Here is an 18,032-nt window from a genome sequence, read left to right as displayed (position 1 = left end):
GCGTCAGTAATCGCGTTCGAAATAGATCCCGATCGTGCTGTCGCCATCGGAACCAACTGTTCCGCGCGCCGTCAGCGATGGGTTGATGGACAGGTTCAGGTTGATCTCGGTATCACCATCCGAGCCGACGGTCACATCGGTATAGATGTTCTCTGAGATATACTTGCCCACTTTCAATGCCGCCTCGCCGTTTTCATCAGTGGTCAGGTCCAGATCATCCAATCCGAAATTGTTGCGCAGTTTGCCGACGATCCCTTCGCCACCTTTGCCCGCTAAGGTCCTGACCGCTGCCGCAAGCTGTAAAGCCTGCAGCGCCGAGATTTCCGAGATGTTGCGGCCAAACAGCAGCCGCGCCAGCACCTCGTCTTGCGGAAGGTCCGGGCTTGAAGAGAACGTGACCTCGGGTTCAGACACCGGGCCAACCAAACTAATGCGCACCAATGTATCGTCGGTTTGGGTTTCGGCTGCGAAGGTCAGATAGGGGTCGAAGGCTCCGCGCAGTACGACGCGCCCTTCGCTGAGCGTCAATCGTTTACCCAGAATGTCCAACCGACCCCGGATCAGGTCAAACTGACCGGTCGGGATCACATCGGCACTGGTGCCCGACAGCCTGAGCGTTCCCCCCAGTTCCGCATCCAACCCGCGCCCGCGCACAAACAGCTGGCTGGGCGCGCGCACTGTGATGTCGATGGGATAAGGGCGTGCTGCCGCCGTGGTTGGACTGGGGTCAACAATCAGCCCGGCAAAGGCGCGGGTCTGGCGCGCGGCGGCTTTTTCATTGATGTGCTGAAGTTCGGCCATGATCGGCACAGTGCTGGCGGGCACTTCTGAAATTCGGATTTCGGTGCGACCAAGCGCCAGATCGGCACGCAATGTGGCCCCACCGGCCAACGGGCCACGCACCGTGCCGTTGCCGTTCACGGTCGTTTCAAAAAACTTTCCATCGGTCAGCTGGGCGCGATCCACATTGACCTGCAGATCGGCTTGAAAGGGGGCCTGCATCGAAACTTCGCCGCGCGCCGTGATTTGTCCGCCCGTAATGATTGAGGTCTCAACGTTGATATCTGCCCGCCCGCCTGACAACACAGCGGTCGCGCTGTTGATATCCAGCGCTTGCCCTAGTTTCGGCAGCGTTAGGCGCGCGCCAGCGGTCTGCACAGTGCCCGACAGAGACGACAGTTCCAGCGGGCCATTCAGCGACAGGTCAAATGCGGCCCGTCCCGTCAAAAGCCGTGGCTGGATCGCCCGGTTGGCCAGTTCAAGCGGAACAGTGCCGTCGATCTTAAGATTTGCGCTGCTGGCATCGGCTTTCATGGTGCCGTTGACCGAAGCATTGATACCGCCGGGACCATTTGCTGCGACATTCAGTTGCCATGCGTCATCCACAAGCGTTGCCGTGCCGCTGGCCGTCCCGGGGCCAGAGATCCCATCTGCGACGACGCCCACGTCGCGCAGTTTGACGTCGAAATCCAGTGTGTTGCGCCCCTCAACCGCTCGTCCTGTGGCTTGCGCCGTCAGCTCGGGCGTCGCGATGGACAGGTCATCCAAAAACACCACCTTGTCATCGCCGCGATGCAAGCGCGCCATGAACTGACTGGACCCGCGGATCAGGTCATCCAGTGTCGGTTGCCCAATCCCCAGATTGCTGCCCGAGCCGTCAATCTCGGCGTCAAAATCGCCGGTTGCGACGTGATAACTGCCTTTGGCAACGGCGGATATGCCGCCGGTCAGAGGTTGCCCGATCAGGGACGCATAGGGCGACAGCGAAGCGGCCTTGGCATTGACGCTGCCCTTGACCAGCCCCGGTCCGTCTTTGGTGATTTGTACCGAACCGTCCAGCGATGCTGCAACCTCGCCCGGTCCTGTAACATCTGCGACCACGGCCCAGATGTCCTTGTTTTGCGTGACCGAGCCGACAAGCGTCGCTGGTCCCAACAGGCCCGGATCGACAAGGGCGCTGTCTTTGATACGTATATCAAACTGCGCGGTTGAGGCGTCCGTTATCAACACTGCCGACGCTGAAGCGGTGGCCTGCTCTGTGGTGATGTTCAGGCGCTCTAGCCGGGTGCCAGTTTCATCGCGCACGGCTTTGATATCCAGCTTGCTGGTCCCGGCGATCAGCGGGTCAAACCGCGGCTGCCCGATGCCCAGATCCGTGCCGCCGCCCGTAACTGTAAGGTCAAAAGCGCCACCCAAAAGGTTCGCCGAGCCATTCAGCGCCACTTTGGCGGCCCCGGTCAGCGGTGCGCCGGCCAAATCGGCGAATTGCGACAGATCGCCAGCCGTCAGGGCAACATCGCCGTTGGTTGTCACCGTGATACCGTTTGCCAGATCACTGGCGGATAAGCTGCCAACCAGTCGGTAATCTGTGCCGCCAAGGTTGATCCCCGAGATCTCCAGCGGCGCATCTTCGCGCCAGTCAAAGGACAGTTTGCCAGCCAAGCTGGGGCCAATGGCGGTGGCCAGAGCCTTGGATTTCGGGGTTATACCTTGCGCGTCCAAAGTGATGTCGCCACCAACACTGCCCGCATTGACCCCGTCACCATGCGTCAATGTCCCGTTGGCCGAGATGGTTGCAGCGTCCATTGTCAGGTCGTCACGGGTCAGCGTGTTCAATATGAAATTGGCCTGCCATGCGTCGCCATTGGCTGCATCGTATCCAACGGCCAGATCAGCCGACCGCACGTTGGTTTTGGGACCGGTCAGGGGCAAAAGCACCGGGGCACCGTCTTTGTCTGCAATACGGCCCGTCAGGCTGAACCGCTCGGGCCATCCCTTGGCGGACACGGCAAGGTTGCCTTGAAGCGTCATCGCCTCGGTGGTCAACTCCAGCGTATCAAGGTTCAGCGCGCCGTCAGCAAACCGTTGGCCGGTGGCGGTCAAAGCGACGTTGTCGCCGAAAAAGTCGCGATAATCGGGCAGAAGCACCGGGGCAATGTCGCCCGCAAGCTGCGCGTCGAACCGTTTCAGCATGACAGGAGTTTCTGGTGTCGATGCGGCTTCGTCCACCTCGTCTTGCACTTTGACCTGCCCGGTCAGACGCGGCTTGCCATCAGTAGCCAGGTCAATATCGGCGGTGAAATCAGCCACTGGGCCCGTTCCTGCGATGGTCAACGCGACGGCAGGGCGGCCGGGCAGGTCCAGCATGTTGGCGGCGATACCATCTTCGCCCTCTTCCACGGTCAAGGTCAGGTCAAGCTGGGTGGTTGCGTTGCTGTAGTCACCATCCAGCCGCAGGGCCCCAGTCGGTCCATCTGTCCGAATGATATCAAGCGTGGCGGCACCTTCCCCATCCGACAGTTTCGCCGCGCCTTCAAGTTTGACGACTGCGGCTGTGCCAATAACCGGCTCAGCCAGTTCAACACGCTCGGCCAGGATCAGGCCGATTTCGACCGAGACAGGTAGCTCCGGCAAGGAAAAGCCGCTGGCCTCTGGCGCAGGCACGCCGCCGACGGGGGTAGGTCTGCGGGCGATAAGGATCTCTTGCGCTGCGAGTTTCTTGATGTTGATGGCGCCACGCAAAAGGCTGCTTCGTTGCCAATCCATGACAATGCCATTCAGCGTCAGCCAAATGCCGTCATCATCGGCCACGGTGATCTGGTCAACCGTGGCTTCTGAACTGAAGGCGCCTTGGAAGCCGATGATGCGGATGTCGCGACCAACCCCGGACAGATTGTCCTCTAACAACCCTTGCAAGTAGCCGCGATCATCCTCGCTGGCCTGCGCGTGCGCGAACCCAGCCCAAGACAGAGCAAATATGACGGTCAATATGCGGAAAAACAGGCTCAAAACGCTTGGCCAATCCCAATGTAGATTTGTACGCCGTCGCCGGTGTCACCCGAAATGGGCCCGGCCACGTCCAGCCTTAGCGGCCCGATCGGGGTTTTATACCGCACCCCGATACCGCCGCCAGTGTGCCAAGCGCTTTGCCCGTCGAACAGGCTTCCGGCAGCCACGTGGCCGGCATCCACAAACCCGACGACGCCGATCTTGTCAGTGATTTGCGCGCGCAGTTCAGCCGACAGGCTGACAAAAGACTGGCCGCCCGTAATATCGCCGCCGCCTGCATCCAGACCAAGGGACTGGTAAGGCTGCCCGCGCACTGTGCCGCCGCCACCTGAATAAAACCCATAATCCGGGGGGATATCGCCGGGGTTGCCAGCAAAAACCGACCCGACCTGAACCCGCCCCGCCAGAACAAAGCGATCTTCAGCCCCAAAGCCGCGATAGGCGCGCCCATCACCGTGAAGCCACGCCCCCGTGCCGCCCGAGTCGAGCGAGATGAAGGGCACGGCTTGCGCCTTGAGGTATGTGCCGCGGGTTGCGTCCAGTTTATCATTGCGCCGGTCCCAGGTCAGGGAGGTGGGCAAGGTGAACAAAAAGAAGCGTCGGTCGCCCAGAACATCGGTGGTTTCGGCATAAAACAAGGCGGCGGCGAATTCAGCCTCAAGCGTGTCTGAGAAGATGCGCTTCACACCGCCGCCCAAATTGGCATTGCGCGAGATGTAACCTGGCTCGTCTTGATAGCTAAGAGCGCCGAACGCAAAGGCGCTGGTGTCGGGGCCAAAAGTGGCCGGTTGATCCAACCGAACCCCCAGATGGTAATCAATGCCCCCATCCTTGCTGCCGATGCCGGTGATGTCGCCATCGACCCGGAACCGTTCAGCGCCACCGAACAGGTTGCGGTGCATCCAGAAAGCCGAAACGGCCAACCCGTCAAACGACGACAGCTCGGCCCCGACGCCGAAGCGGCGCGGCTTTTCATCTACCAAGGCCAGACCAACATCCATTGTGTTGCCCGCCCCCAGCGTTTCCGCCTCGGTCAAAGTGACTGACGAAAACGCGCCGGTGCGACGCAGTCGTTTGGCGACCGTTTCAAGCTCGTCCGGGGAAAAGACCTTGCCCTCGGGAAAGCCGGCGATGCGGGCCACGCGGTCTGGTCGGACGGCGTTATTGGTCGTTTGGCGCAACTTGCCAAATCGCACTTTCGGGCCGGGGGAAAGGAACAGGGATGCGGAAAGCTGCGCATTGGCATGGTTTGCGGTGATTTTCTGGCCCGTCAGCGCGACTTTCGCGTGCCCCGCCTCGCGCCAGCCCAGAACGGCGGCATCTGCGGCTTGTTGCACCGTCACGCTTTTCGCGATTTCGCCCGTGCGGAATTCATCCGGCAGTTCGGTATCGGGGGCAAGCGGCGCAGCCTTCGCGGTGCCGAACCGGAACTGCGCGCCGGGTTTGACCGAAACCTCAATCGTGCGGATGGTTTGCGGCACCTCAAACACCGGGATTTGCGCGGCCTCGCGCCCATCGACGCGCACTTTTACGACGCCGCTGTAATATCCGTTTGCATAGAGGGTTTGGACCAATTGCCCATATTCGGCCAACGCATCAGCGAACACATCGCGCGTGTCCTTGTCCGCTTCGTCTTCGGCAGCCAACACCAAAGAGGCAGCTTTCAGTGCATCCTCAAGCCGATCATCCGTGCCTGCGACGTTGAAGACAACAGTGTCCAGAGCCTGCGCTGGCAGTGACAGCCCAGAAAACGACAAAAGGAGGAAAAACAGTGCCTTACCAGAGGTGAACCGCAATCCCCAACTCCCTTGTTGTGCAAATTATGTTGTCCCTATGTTCCAGCCTATAGTGAACCGCTAAAAGCCACCACAGGTTTTGCACCATCGGCGGTAAATTGCTGTCGAATTTAACTGCGCCTTTCTTGTCCGGCCGGGACGAGTGCGCCATTGCCGCTTCGCTTGTTTACAAGGCGTTGGGGACTGAGCTAACTAGCTAGTGAGCAAATCATCACCAGCGGATCAATCCGAAAGGGCAGAATAATGAGTGAACGGCGGGCAGTTGCGTCCCTTTGGATTGGCGAAAAGCTTCACTATCTTAACCAGTTGTGTCTGCTTTCTCATGTTAAGGCCGGGCACCGGACCATTCTTTATTGCGCCGACAAGGTGAGCAATGTCCCCGACGGGATCGAAGTGCGACCGGCGTCCGAGATCATGGATCTGGACCGCGCCTTGATCGAGGCGACCAGCGCGTCGTTTCTGTCCAACGTGTTTCGATACAAGATGATCCGCGCCATCGGCGCTATCTGGATCGACTGCGACGCGTTCTGCCACCGCCCGTTTCCCGAAGATCAGGAATACATCTTTGGCCGCCATGGTATGTCTGGCGCACTGAACTGTGGTGTGGTCGGGCTGCCCCAGCAATGCGAGCTTATGGACCAGCTTTTGGATTACTATGACAACCTGCCAGATTATCCGGCGTGGTGGAACAAGAACCAGCGTCGGAAATACGACCGCCAGGACCCGAAACTGTCCCATGCTGCCCGGATCTATAACGCCGAGCGCACGGCCTTCGGGCCACAGGCCTTCACCCATTTTGCCAAGCAGACCGGGCAATACGATCAGGCCAGCGAACGCGAGGTTCTGTACCCGGTGCCGTTCCAGCTGAACGATATTTTCTATGACCCCTATGGAAACGTAGAAGGGCATTTCACCGAGAATACGTTGTCGGTTCATCTTTACACCAATGGCACCAAGCCATGGTGGGAAAAGCACGAACCGCTGCCGGGATCTTATGCCGCGCGGATGTGCGAAAAGATCGGCATTGATCCGTCGAAAGCCTTGCGCTGAACCGCTTTGTTATTGCCACCAAGGGTGACACATTAAACTGAAGCCACATAAAAGCCCGCACGGCACGTTACTTGCCGTTTCGATGATGAAGGACGAAGCCCCATTTCTTTTGGAATGGTATGCGCACCATCTGGCGGTCGGCTTCACCAAGATCCTTGTCTACACGAACGATTGCACTGACGGCACCGATGATATGCTGATCCGGTTGGAAGAGCTGGGCCTTGGCTATCACCGCCGCAATGACATCCCTGAAGGTGTGAAGCCGCAACCGTCCGCGATCAAATACGCGCAGGCTGAACCGGTTGTGCGGGATGCCGATTGGGTGTTGCTGTTCGATGCGGACGAGTTTCTGTGCATCAACCATGGTGACGGCACGCTGGACCAGATGATTGACGCGGCAGGGGATGCCAATGGCATCGTTATCACGTGGCGCATCTTTGGCTCTGGTAATGTTGTGGACTGGAGCCGTGCGCCGGTCACGGAACAGTATCTTTATGCCGCGCCGCCAACGTGGAACAAGGGCTGGGGCGTGAAAACCCTGTTCAAGTTCGACCATGATAAATGGAAGCTGGGCATTCATCGCCCGTCGATCAAGAACAAGCATCTAGAGACCGAGTTTCCCGACACGGTGAAATGGCTGAACGGATCGGGTCTTCCGATGGAGGACTACTTCAAGTTTCGCGGCTGGCGGTCGATCCGGCGCACAGTGGGTTACCAGTGGGCGCAGATGAACCACTATGCGGTGAAGTCGGTCGACAGCTATGCGGTGCGCAAATTTCGCGGCAACGTGAACAACAAGAAAGACAAGTATAACGCCGATTACTGGGCACTTCAGGATCGCAATGAGGTGTTGGATGACAAAATCCTGCGCTATTCGGAAAAGCGGCAGGCGATCATGGACGAATTGCTGACCGATCCGGTGCTGAACAAGCTGCATTTTCAAGCGCTAGAGCGCGTCGAGGCGCGGCTGGACGAATATCGCAAGACGGACGCGTATGAAGAGCTGAAGCAATCGTTGATCGAAGCGTCGACTGTGCCGATCACCCAGGTTTCGGCCAAACCGCCAAAGGCGCGTGACCCGGCTGAGATCGCCGCCTTGATGTCGAAGGTGGAACAGAAAAACGCCGAGCGTCCCATTGAAGAGCGGCGCACCAAACCGTCGGCCGAATTCATCGACACCCATGAAGGTGGTGACGGTTTTGTGGTTGGCGATATCGACGTCTCCGCCGAGGCTGCCGTGGATTGGGTTGCCAATCACGGGGTTGAGCTTCCGGCGGATGTTCGCATCTTTTCGCCCAGCCAACTCGACATGGTGATGCGCGGAAAATACCAGCGCAAACTGGCCCGGCTGACCGGGCAGGTGGTGTCTGAAGGCGACAAGGTTCTGGACCTTGGGGCAGGGGTCAGTTTCCTTTCGATCTATGCCTGCACGCTGTTTGAGACCTGCACTGTCATCGCGCAGGAAGAAAACGCATCGCGACACGTGATCGCGCAATCTATCCTCGATCATAACGGGCTGGATTTCGGGTCGCGGCTGACCTTGGACAACACCCAAGTGATCTGGCCCGATGATCCCGCCAAAACGGCGGCAGCGATCAATGCGCTGATCGCCGACACGACACCAGACGTGGTGCGTATCAGCTATGGCGAAATTGGGCCGGCAGTATTGCGCAACCTCAACCTTGGCGGTGCAAAACGGGTTGTGCTGATTGGTGGCGCTGCGCGAACATTCCATTTGGCCTCGGCTCAGGCCAAAGACACCGGGCTGCAGCAGAACGAAGATCTGTCAGTGCCCGAAATCGTCGTGCTTCAGCGCAAACCGCAATAGGGCCTAGTCGAAATAGCCGATGGCGCGGGCAAGGCTTTCGCCGGTTTCCGTTTTCAGAATGTCTGCCAGTTGAGCCTCGCGCAGCCCGAAGGATTCTTCATGCAATTCGCGCAGTTCGCTATCGGCAAGAAGATGTTCCAGCATATCCTTGGCGGCGGACGATATCTCGGCACCGGACAAGTCCGTGTCTCCGGGTCGGTTGGCATGGTTCCAATACTGCTCGGACGCGCCAAGCCGATCCGTCTGCACCGCGTCACCCCGATCGACCTTCAACAGAAACTCTGCCGCACTTTTGATGGCATAGTGATTGACTTGCCCATAATCCCGGCTGCCCAGAGCATTGATGGCTTTTCCTGACCCGTCAGTGAAGTCCGGTGGCATCTGAGCGCCCGAACCGTTGATCCATTTGAATCCCGTTTGGGAAAACGTGTTTGTCACTGGGCGATGCGGGCGTCGCGGACCCTGAACCGCATTGCGATAGAGTGTTTTGACGGCGGTGATGACGGGTTTGTTCTGGGCCGCAGCCGCATCGAATTGCGACGACGTTTCGGTGAAGCGCTTGCAGACAAGATCCGGGCTGGCGGATTTGTGACCATTGCTGTTGAACGCAACGGAGGTGAAGGACACCACATCCGCAGGCCCGGTTGCCTGAAAAAAATCGTCCAGCGTGTCCACGTCCCCCTTCAGGTTCAGCAGCTCGTCCGCGTCCGTCACATAAAGCCAGTCGGCGGCCTTGTAGCGGCCAAAATGACCCGCAAAGCGCAGCGCCATGATGTGCCATTTGCCACGGTCGGGAAACATGACTTTTGGGTTTGGCTGGTGCTTGACACGATGAGGCATCATAACCTCCAGCCGGTCCAAAATCTTGTCCGTGTTGTCAGTGCAGCCATTGGTGAAGATCAGCAGATCATCGATGCCCAACGTGAAATGATGCGCCAGCCATTCAAGGATATAGGGGCCCTCGTTGCGCATAATGCTGAGCAAAAGCACCTTTTCTTTGCCGATGGTCATCGCGAAACGCTCTCCCTTTTCGCGGTTGGGCAGGCTGCACCGCGCTGTTGGGCCAAACTATTCACGGAACCGCAGGAAATTCAATGCGTGAGCGGGGCTTAACAGTTGTTGTGCCTGACCCGGCGGGCTAACCTGCCCGCATTCAAGCGTCAAAGAACGCCAGTCTCGGGCGAGGGCAAGCAGTACATGGTTACACAGGCAGAGTTCATCGAAGCCTCGGTCCGCCATCAGGTGGGTGACCTTGGCGATGCCACCCGATCAACGGGCGCGGCGGCGATGGAATATGCGATGTCTGCGTCCTCGGGCATGGCGCTGCATTGGGACCATGGGGCGGGGGCGCCGGGAGAGTTTAACGGCTGGCGTCTGGAGGACCATATACTGCGCAAGACCGGCGGGAAGGTGAACCGGGAAAAGACGGCCGGCGCGTTGTTCAGCATCCTTGATCACGATCCTGACTTCTCGTTCCTTGTGGATATGGCAGATCACCGCACGCGGTCTCTGATATCTCCTGACAATTTCGTCGCCCCGACCTTCAGCTTCAACCGACCGGTGTCCAAGTTGACGGGACGCATTCTGTGGCCTTTGCCCCTTTATCATGATGTCGACGGCGAAGAGTTTCTGGGCGGTCTTGATCCCGATCGGGTGCCGTGGGACGAAAAAATTGACAAATGCGTCTGGCGGGGCGGGCCGGGCAATCGCGGGCGATTGGGCAAGCACGGACGTGGAAAAAGCATTCGGCTGTTGCCTTTGATGCGCAAGTTTCAATCCGGGGCCTTAAGCCAGGAAGAAACGGAAACCGCCCTGATGTCGATGTCGCGATATCGGGTTGTGAAAAGACACTTTGATGATGTGAATTTTGATATCGGCTACACGAATTCAGATGGCATTGTTCTGGCAGATCATCCCTTTCTAACTGGGTTGGAACGGCCGCGCCTGTCGCGCGAGGACTGTCAGGCATACAAGTACATTCTGGTGCTACCGGGCAATGACGTTGCTTCCAGCTTTTACTGGACGATGAACAGCGGCAGCGTGGGGTTGGTCATGGATTGCGCGTTTGAGACCTTTGCCACGCATCATTTCAAACCATGGGAACACTATGTGCCATTCCGCCGCGACCTTCGCGATCTAGAGCGAAATCTACGCTGGTGCGAAAACCACCCCGAGGAATGCCAGCACATGGTGACACGCGCCAAAGAGGTGTGCGCGCTGCTGGCGGATCAAGAATTGCGGCAGGACATTCAGAAACAGGTCGTGCAGCGCGTTGCACAACATCTACAATCGTGATGGCGTCGCGGCAAAAACTAACGCGCCGTTGTGCGAGACATGGCACGAGGCGTATGGTCCGAAAGTCGGCCATGTTTTATATGTAACGATCAAAGAAAAAGGGACGGCAATTGATAAACTCTTATGACGAGCTGATCGCCAGCAACGACTGGAAAGAAAAACTGGACTCTTTGAACCACACGTTGCGCGACAGCCTGATTGCCGCTGGCGAACCGCCGGTTCTGCAGGGCAACGTGTTTTACCACAGCTTTCAGGAAAATTTCTGGACCGCCGAACCGGACCCCGAGATGGAAGTGAAACGCCGCAATCTGTTCATCGTCGCACAGAACAGCAGCCATGCTTTCGAAATTGGCGTCAATGGCGGCCACAGCCTACTGCTGATGCTGATGGCCAATCCCGAGCTGAAAGTGGTCGGTGTCGATATTTGCGAGCGGGTTCAGAAGCAGTGGGCCCCGGTCGAGATCTACGTCGAGGTTGCGGGCAAATGGCTTGAGATAAACTTCCCCGGCCGCGTCAAATTCATCAAGGGGCATTCGCTGATCGAAACGCCCCGCTATGCGATCGAGAACCCCAAGCGCCATATTGATGCAGTGCATCTGGATGGGGCCAAGGTCACGCATTTCCGGGAGCTTTGCGGCATTCGCCCGGTGCTGACGCCCGATGCGTTTGTGATCCATGATGACACCGGGATCACCTCGGTGAAAAAGGCCATTCGTCACGAAACCCAATTGCGGATGATCCGGCCGGTCGAGCCAGAACTTGGTTTGGTCGAAAACGAGTTCCACCAGATCTATCGAAGCTGGGACAAAAAGCGTGGTATCAGCGATCCGGCCAACTGACATGGTGACGGAATGAGAAGGGATGCCACCGTATGAGTGACGCCAAGCTGACGATTTTCTTCGTGGTCGAGCCGCCAAAATATCAGGATATGGCGTGTTTTCTGGCGGCCTCGATCCGGTGCCAGTTTGACGAGCCCATTGATCTGGTGGGGTACTGCCCGGAAGAAACGGTTGGCGACATGGACCCGAAATCGGTCGGTATCCTCAAGGCATTGGGGGTCGATATCCGGCCCATTGATACTGCCGGAAAGTTCGATCCACCCTATCCGCATGGCAACAAGATGCTGGCGGCGCTGGAGCCGCGTGACACGCCTTATTCGGCGTTCATGGACTCTGACATGCTGTTCATCGGCAAGAATACCATTGATGCGATGGTCAAGCCCGGCCATGTCTCGGTCGTGCCGGCAACGTCGATGTATTGGTCGGGGCAGGTCATCTGGAATGACATCTATGCTGCTTGCGACATGCCGATGCCCGAGGATCGGATCTGGCTGTTGCGCCAGCGGCGGCGCAAACTGATGCCCTATTTCAATGCGGGGCTGATCGTGTTTCCAGAAGGCCCGGTGGCTGAAAGCGGGGAAAGTTTTGCTCAGGTCTGGAACCGGCTTGCGCAAAAGATCGACAAGATCGACATCGTGAAAAAGCGTCCCTATCTGGATCAGATGAGCCTGCCGCTGGCGATCCGCGCGGCGGGTCTGGACTGGAACCTTCTGCCAGAAGAACAGCACTATATTCTGGGTGGCAATCTGCGAGGCAAACCGCTGCCGCCTGATATGGACATCAAGATGATCCATTATCGCAACTTCGATATCCTGCGCGAGGTGCGGTGCCGTGGAAAGGCCAAGGATATGCTTGAAAAAACCACCGGCGTGCGCCGCCTGACCAGCTTCCCAGTGGACCCTCCGCATGGTGACAGCTGAGACTGCAAACTGGGTCAAACGCGCCATCGTCCACGACGGCGCGGCGCTTCGGCTGGAATATAACGGCCCGGTATTGGCCGACCCGACACAGGCGCCCAAGCAGGTCGTGGTTGCCTTTGCGCCATTCGACTACCCGTTTGAGTCAGAGCAGGGCGGCTGGGGATCGCAGTCTTTTTCAAAACGCGGCATCCCGCATATCTGCGTTTTCCATAGCGCCGAGGATTGGTATCAGAACTCTGAATTCTTCACCGCGATGAGGAACTGTCGCGCCTATCTGGGCGAGGGCGTCAATATCACAACGTATGGGTTCAGCATGGGCGGGTATGGCGCGATATTGGCGGCCGATTGCATCGATGCGCAGCGCGCCGTTGCAGTGTCCCCCCAGTTTTCGATTGATCCCGCCGCCGTTCCTTTTGAACGGCGGTACAACGCGGAATGGTCCGCTATGGGGCCATGGCTGCATGATATGGCGCAACACCGAAAGGATAAAGGGCGTGAGGTGATCGTGCTTCTGGACCCATTGCACCGGCTGGACCGCAGGCAAGAGGCGCTGTTTCCCAAACCTTTGGGATATGGTCGATGCCTGATCCACGGGGCAGGTCACGCGGGCATTCAGACCCTGGTCGAAATGGGGATTATCGATGTGCTGTTCGACGTGTTGCGCGGTAACGCCTCGACCAACGACTTGCGCCAGGCCTATCGGCAAAACCGGCGCCAGGGGTTTCGCTATCTGCGCAAAGTTGGCACGCGCCTGCATGAGCGCGGTCATCCCATGGCCCGGAGTTTTTTGGAATGGGCCAAGGCGCGGCGGTTTCGCCGCCTGATCAAGAAATGGCGGCCCTATTATGAGTGAGGCCCAAGAGTTTGCGCCAAACTGCGTTGCGAAAGGCGCTTGCGGTGCGGCGGCGACCCCGACACAATCACAGCCGAAACGGGGATGTCTTTTGAATGAGTGACACGGAAAAACCATCGCGCGGTATCTTGCTGAAGGCCCGCAACGGCGACGTCATCGGATTTGACGAAACCGGCCTGCGGCTGAACCTGTCGGACGAGGTGATCGCCGATATCGGGCGCCGCCTTGGTGCGCCCGGCGGTGTCACCCCTGTCGACCCGTCGGTTTTGGGGGATATCCACGCCTGGGACGTGCTCCGGTCAGGCAACTGGTATGTATTTACCGCGCATTTGCCGGGTGATCAGGGGATATGCCAGTTTCGCAGACGCGTGGACCCATTGGGCGATACAGCGCCAGATATTCTGGCCAGCCCAGCAGGCGGGCTGTTTGCGATCCTGTCGCTGGGTGGCACGCGGCACGCGACCACCTCGGACGAGGTGTTGCGCTATCCCTATCATGTGATCACCACCGGCGATGATCTGGGGCCTGCAGGGGCGGCGGGCACGCAAACCGTGACGGCCACAACTGACATCCAACGCCTGACAGAACAGAGCCGCGACAGCCAGATCGCAGATGAAATCATCGCCCGTCGCCAAGCCGCCTTCCGCGCGCTGCCCGTAATCTATGCGCGGGGCGAAACGGACAACTCATCCTCGATCGCAGGGTTCCTGACGGGCAGGGCAGTCAAGAACCTGCGCCAGACCGTAGCAAACCTGTGCGATGCCGCCCGCAGCCTTGAAGTTGCGCCCAAAGTGCTGGCCGTCGGGCTGGATTTCACGCTTGAAGCGGTGGACACAGAGGGTGCGGCATGGCGCAACGGCATCTATGAGCTGATGGCCAAGGTCACCGACGTATTTGCCGATCATCATCTGCGCAAGCCCCTGTTCGTCTCGTTGTTCGATGCTGGCACGCGCACAATTTCAGACCATCCAATCCTGCGCGCGCAATGGGAACTCGCGTGGAACAAGGCCGGGCATGATCATGTGTTCTCGGCCCCCGGATATATGTTTGCGCAGGACGAAAATGGCCGCCCGACCGCAGAGGCGCGCCAACTGATCGCCGAAATGGACGCTTTCGCAATCGAGGCGCAGAACGCTGATCAGGACTGGGCTTGCCCGGTTCTTCTTTTGGCAGAACGCGAGCCGGACCCGAAAGTGATCCGCTGCCGGGGTCAGGCGCTGAGCGCCTTCGTTCTGGACCCCGATGATTTGCTGAATGCCGGACCAGCGTGTGGGTTCCGGCTGGAAGGCTGCGAGAACGACGCAAAAATTACCGGTGTGGTGATCGATATCGGCGATCCAAACGATCTGTTGATCAGCTTTGACAAAGCGCCCAAGGGCGACAGCCTGACCCTGTGCTATGCGCTTGGGCATCCTGCATCCCCAGATGAAATGCCTGCAAACCGTGGCGCGTTGCGCGACGAATGGCACCACACCAGCCGGACCGGGCGCACCCTTCATCGCTGGGCTTTGCCTGCCGCGTTGCCGGTGCACTGATGGGGCAGGGCGACGCATATTTCGTGGATGTGGAGGTGCCGCTGGCCGCGTTGCTGGACAGCATGTCCAAAGCGCCAACAGCCGCAGCGGCCCCCGCACCACGGTCACCTACCAAATGCGGTGCCGTCTGGTATCAGGCGCTGGCCGGGTCGATCACGCAGGACAATGACCACGCCATCCAAAGCTGGACGCCGCAAGAAGGTCTTGGCGTTATCGCGCATCCCGCCAAACCAAACATGACAGGCACGAAGCTGCATCCAGCGGGTGGCATTGGGTTTGATATGGCTGTGAACACCGGACTGGTGGCTGAAGGCGCGTTGTCGGAAACCGAGCAATTCACCATTGCCGTGCGCTTCGACAGCCCCATCGGTGACGCCCGCTCTCTGGTGACGGTAAACCCGGTGGATGCGGATAACTACTTGTTTCTGTCCGAAAAAGACGGCCAGCTTCACTGGCAAGATCAGCAAAGCACGGTCGAGGTTACCCTGCCATCGCCCGCGTCACCAGCATGGGTGGTTGTCGGCTATGACCATGGACGACTGAGCATCGTCGCTGCGCATGAAGGGCACCCTTTGCCCGGTCCGACCACAAGTGCGGCACAAAACCCGCAACTGGACGGCGACTTGTCAGGGTCCAGCGATCTGTTTATCGGCTGCCGGTCGCATCGCAAAGGCATCCTGAAAACGCTTGGACAATCACAGATCAAGGACGTGATGGTGTGGGCAGACAGTTTTGTTCTGACACCCGCTGACGCAGATATGCTGTCCGCCACATGTCGCTTTGCCGAAACCGAAGGAAAGTCGTCATGAGCTTCACACGCGCCGATATCAAAGACGACAATATCTGTGTCATCTGGATTGATGACATGATCGACATTTTCACGTGGCGCAACGCGTTCGGGCTGACGATCTCAACCCCCAACATCGACCGGTTCATGGGCGAAGGCGTGCGGTTTGCCAACGCCTATGCCACGGTGCCTTTGTGTGCGCCATGCCGCGCCGAGCTGGCCACCGGCCTGTCCCCTTTCCGCACCGGCCTTGTGGACCTGAACCGGTTCTGGCGGGATGTTTTGCCGCCCACAGCGGGCTGGCAGTTTGACCTGCGCCGCGCCGGTTTTCGCACCTTTACGACGGGCAAGGTCGATAGCAATTACAAGCCAATGCCGGAAGAATACAAGCGCATCCTGTTCCACGAAGAACCCGAGGCGCGCGACGCGGGCAGGCGGTCGAAGGTCAAGGACTACCTGAACAAAGGCCCCGGCATCTCGGGTGTGAACCACCCTGATGATGACGGGTCACAGGACAGCAAGTTTTACGACTATACCGTCGCGCAGAACGCGATCGAGTATCTGGACCGCGCTGACCCCGCGCGCCGTCACCTGATCCAGCTTGGGTTCAAGCACCCGCACTACAAGCTGCAATGCCCGGATCGCTTCTATCAGACCTATGACCCGGCGGGTATCGTTTGGCCTTCGACCGCCGCGCCAGAAGATTACTTCGGCCCGCAGGAAGGCATGGCGGTCTATGAAGCCGCCTATATCACCAACGGCCCGTGGACGCCGGAGAAGGCTGGTGATCATGCGTGGCGCGAAGTGGTACGCGCCTATTTCGCCGCGATTTCGCATGTGGATCACGAGATTGGCCGCTTTATGGATGCGCTGCGGGCGTCTGATCTGGCGGACAACACGACGGTGATCCTGCTGTCTGACAATGGGTTCAACCTTGGCACCCATGACAGCTTCCACAAGATGAGCCAGTGGGACAGTGCCGCCCATGTACCGCTGGGGATCTGGAATGCGCGGTTGGACCCGCAGGTCGTGGACATGCCTGTGTCACTGCACAACCTGCCCAAAACGATCCTTGATCTGGCGGGCTTGCCTTATCGCCCGGATTGGGTGTCGGGGCAAAGCCTGTTGCCACTGATTGATGAAAGTTTCGGAACTTATGATCGGACCAAATCGCCTGTCACCAGCGTCTTTGGCACCCTCTCGATCCGCCCCTCGACTGACGACCTGAACCGCTATCGTTATTTCCGTTATCCCAATGGGGAAGAGCATGTCTATGACCTGATCGCCGACCCCGGCGAGACCGAAAATGTTGCGCAAACCGGGCCGCTGGACGAGCTGCGAAAAGCCTTGGTCGACAATGCGTTGGAGCTTGGCCTTGATCTGCGCGGGTTTGAAAACCCGGAACGGGGCATCAACGCCATGATGTCGCTGGATGGCAGCGTCGTGATGGCGGGTGGCAATGCCGATAACAGCTATTGGGCCTACGGAGCGCATGCTGAAAACATTCGCGAGGATGAGGACGGCGGCGAGGATACGTTGTGGTATATGGGCGGGCCAGACGATTATGTGCTGCACGCGCCCGCCTATGTCGAAAACATCCGCATCGCGACCGTGGTGTCCCGAAATGAAGAAAACCCCAGCGAATCCAAAGAAATGGCCATCGTTGCTCATCCTGATACGCCGATCAATTTTGAGACCTCGGAGCGGGTGACAGTCAATGTCAAAGGCAGCCGCGGGGCTGACGTGATGATCGGCCCTAAATATGGCGGCGCAGAATTTCATGGCGGCGGCGGAGACGACACGCTGATTGCCATATCCGGACGCCGCAAGGACGTGCACAAATTCTATGGTGGGGCGGGCAATGACACACTGATCGGCGGCAATGGGCGCGACATTCTTGACGGCGGATCGGGCAATGATGTGATCAAAGGTGGCGACGGGCACAGCACAATCCATGGCGGCCCCGGCAATGACGACATCTCGGACGGGGAAGGCGGGTCGGAAATCCACACAGGTCCGGGCCGAAACATCGTCAGGTCGGCGGGCGGGGATGATCGGATATTCATTGGTGCCGGGCACAACCGGGTCGAACCGGGACCGGGCAAGGCCGTGTTTCACGTTGCCTATGGCGGGGTGACTGAGTTCGCGGCGTGGCACAAGGACTATGCGCTTGACCTGAGCGACTGGCCCCAATCCCCCGATATTCAAGTCAACCGTGATGGCTCTGCCCTGATTCAACTTGGGGTCGCTATTGTCAGAATTCTTGCCGGCGCGGCGGAAGACCAATTGGCAGGACAGATCGTGCAAACGGCTTCGAAAGCTTGATCCAACCGGTGCATC

At 58.7% G+C, this 18,032-nt stretch carries 12 protein-coding genes; 9 read left to right on the top strand and 3 right to left on the bottom strand.

Annotated elements, in window-relative coordinates; genetic code table 11:
- Nucleotides 1-3 precede the first annotated feature (3 nt).
- Nucleotides 4-3,768, bottom strand: a complete 3,765-nt coding sequence (locus K3556_RS16205; RefSeq protein WP_260519306.1) for a translocation/assembly module TamB domain-containing protein — start codon at nucleotides 3,766-3,768, stop codon at nucleotides 4-6.
- Between the two features lie 17 nt (nucleotides 3,769-3,785).
- A complete protein-coding gene (locus K3556_RS16200; protein ID WP_260519305.1) occupies nucleotides 3,786-5,585 on the bottom strand; it encodes an autotransporter assembly complex protein TamA in 1,800 nt (599 codons plus the stop codon).
- 243 nt (nucleotides 5,586-5,828) lie between these two features.
- Between K3556_RS16200 and K3556_RS16195 the strand changes: the two genes are divergently transcribed.
- Complete coding sequence (locus K3556_RS16195; RefSeq protein WP_260519304.1) at nucleotides 5,829-6,635, top strand: hypothetical protein; 807 nt, start codon at nucleotides 5,829-5,831, stop codon at nucleotides 6,633-6,635.
- An 82-nt stretch (nucleotides 6,636-6,717) separates the two neighbouring features.
- Nucleotides 6,718-8,463, top strand: coding sequence for a glycosyltransferase family 2 protein (locus K3556_RS16190; protein WP_260519303.1), 1,746 nt, complete (start codon nucleotides 6,718-6,720; stop codon nucleotides 8,461-8,463).
- Between the two features lie 3 nt (nucleotides 8,464-8,466).
- Here K3556_RS16190 and K3556_RS16185 read toward each other — a convergent pair whose 3' ends face one another.
- The gene (locus K3556_RS16185) at nucleotides 8,467-9,474 is read right to left on the bottom strand and encodes a glycosyltransferase family 2 protein (RefSeq protein WP_260519302.1); all 1,008 of its coding nucleotides are present in this window, start codon (nucleotides 9,472-9,474) and stop codon (nucleotides 8,467-8,469) included.
- Between the two features lie 186 nt (nucleotides 9,475-9,660).
- Between K3556_RS16185 and K3556_RS16180 the strand changes: the two genes are divergently transcribed.
- From K3556_RS16180 to K3556_RS16150, 7 genes are all read left to right on the top strand, one after another.
- The gene (locus K3556_RS16180; RefSeq protein WP_260519301.1) at nucleotides 9,661-10,758 is read left to right on the top strand and encodes a glycosyl transferase family 90; all 1,098 of its coding nucleotides are present in this window, start codon (nucleotides 9,661-9,663) and stop codon (nucleotides 10,756-10,758) included.
- Nucleotides 10,759-10,868: 110 nt separating this feature from the next.
- Nucleotides 10,869-11,597, top strand: coding sequence for a class I SAM-dependent methyltransferase (locus tag K3556_RS16175; protein WP_260519300.1), 729 nt, complete (start codon nucleotides 10,869-10,871; stop codon nucleotides 11,595-11,597).
- A 32-nt stretch (nucleotides 11,598-11,629) separates the two neighbouring features.
- Complete coding sequence (locus K3556_RS16170; protein ID WP_260519299.1) at nucleotides 11,630-12,517, top strand: hypothetical protein; 888 nt, start codon at nucleotides 11,630-11,632, stop codon at nucleotides 12,515-12,517.
- Nucleotides 12,504-13,370 carry a hypothetical protein gene (locus K3556_RS16165; protein WP_260519298.1) on the top strand — a complete coding sequence of 289 codons (867 nt, stop codon included), beginning with the start codon at nucleotides 12,504-12,506 and terminating at the stop codon, nucleotides 13,368-13,370. Before K3556_RS16170 ends, K3556_RS16165 begins: the two co-directional genes overlap by 14 nt.
- 95 nt (nucleotides 13,371-13,465) lie before the next feature.
- Nucleotides 13,466-14,905, top strand: coding sequence for a hypothetical protein (locus K3556_RS16160; protein ID WP_260519297.1), 1,440 nt, complete (start codon nucleotides 13,466-13,468; stop codon nucleotides 14,903-14,905).
- Complete coding sequence (locus tag K3556_RS16155; protein WP_260519296.1) at nucleotides 14,833-15,714, top strand: hypothetical protein; 882 nt, start codon at nucleotides 14,833-14,835, stop codon at nucleotides 15,712-15,714. Before K3556_RS16160 ends, K3556_RS16155 begins: the two co-directional genes overlap by 73 nt.
- Nucleotides 15,711-18,017: a sulfatase-like hydrolase/transferase gene (locus K3556_RS16150; protein ID WP_260519295.1), complete on the top strand. Its 2,307-nt coding sequence runs from the start codon at nucleotides 15,711-15,713 to the stop codon at nucleotides 18,015-18,017. Before K3556_RS16155 ends, K3556_RS16150 begins: the two co-directional genes overlap by 4 nt.
- Nucleotides 18,018-18,032 lie beyond the last annotated feature (15 nt).

The organism is Aliiroseovarius sp. M344 (assembly GCF_025140835.1).
Lineage (GTDB): Bacteria > Pseudomonadota > Alphaproteobacteria > Rhodobacterales > Rhodobacteraceae > Aliiroseovarius.
Note: the sequence above shows the minus strand (reverse complement) of the source record. Positions and strands in the feature narration are given on the sequence as shown.

What these genes read in the sequence shown, in the direction of transcription:
- K3556_RS16185 (WP_260519302.1), bottom strand. Translation starts at nt 9,474, where the DNA reads ATGACCATCGGCAAAGAAAAGGTGCTTTTGCTCAGCATTATGCGCAAC.
- K3556_RS16155 (WP_260519296.1), top strand. Translation starts at nt 14,833, where the DNA reads ATGGCACCACACCAGCCGGACCGGGCGCACCCTTCATCGCTGGGCTTT.
- K3556_RS16170 (WP_260519299.1), top strand. Translation starts at nt 11,630, where the DNA reads ATGAGTGACGCCAAGCTGACGATTTTCTTCGTGGTCGAGCCGCCAAAA.
- K3556_RS16190 (WP_260519303.1), top strand. Translation starts at nt 6,718, where the DNA reads ATGATGAAGGACGAAGCCCCATTTCTTTTGGAATGGTATGCGCACCAT.
- K3556_RS16160 (WP_260519297.1), top strand. Translation starts at nt 13,466, where the DNA reads ATGAGTGACACGGAAAAACCATCGCGCGGTATCTTGCTGAAGGCCCGC.
- K3556_RS16195 (WP_260519304.1), top strand. Translation starts at nt 5,829, where the DNA reads ATGAGTGAACGGCGGGCAGTTGCGTCCCTTTGGATTGGCGAAAAGCTT.
- K3556_RS16180 (WP_260519301.1), top strand. Translation starts at nt 9,661, where the DNA reads ATGGTTACACAGGCAGAGTTCATCGAAGCCTCGGTCCGCCATCAGGTG.
- K3556_RS16165 (WP_260519298.1), top strand. Translation starts at nt 12,504, where the DNA reads ATGGTGACAGCTGAGACTGCAAACTGGGTCAAACGCGCCATCGTCCAC.
- K3556_RS16150 (WP_260519295.1), top strand. Translation starts at nt 15,711, where the DNA reads ATGAGCTTCACACGCGCCGATATCAAAGACGACAATATCTGTGTCATC.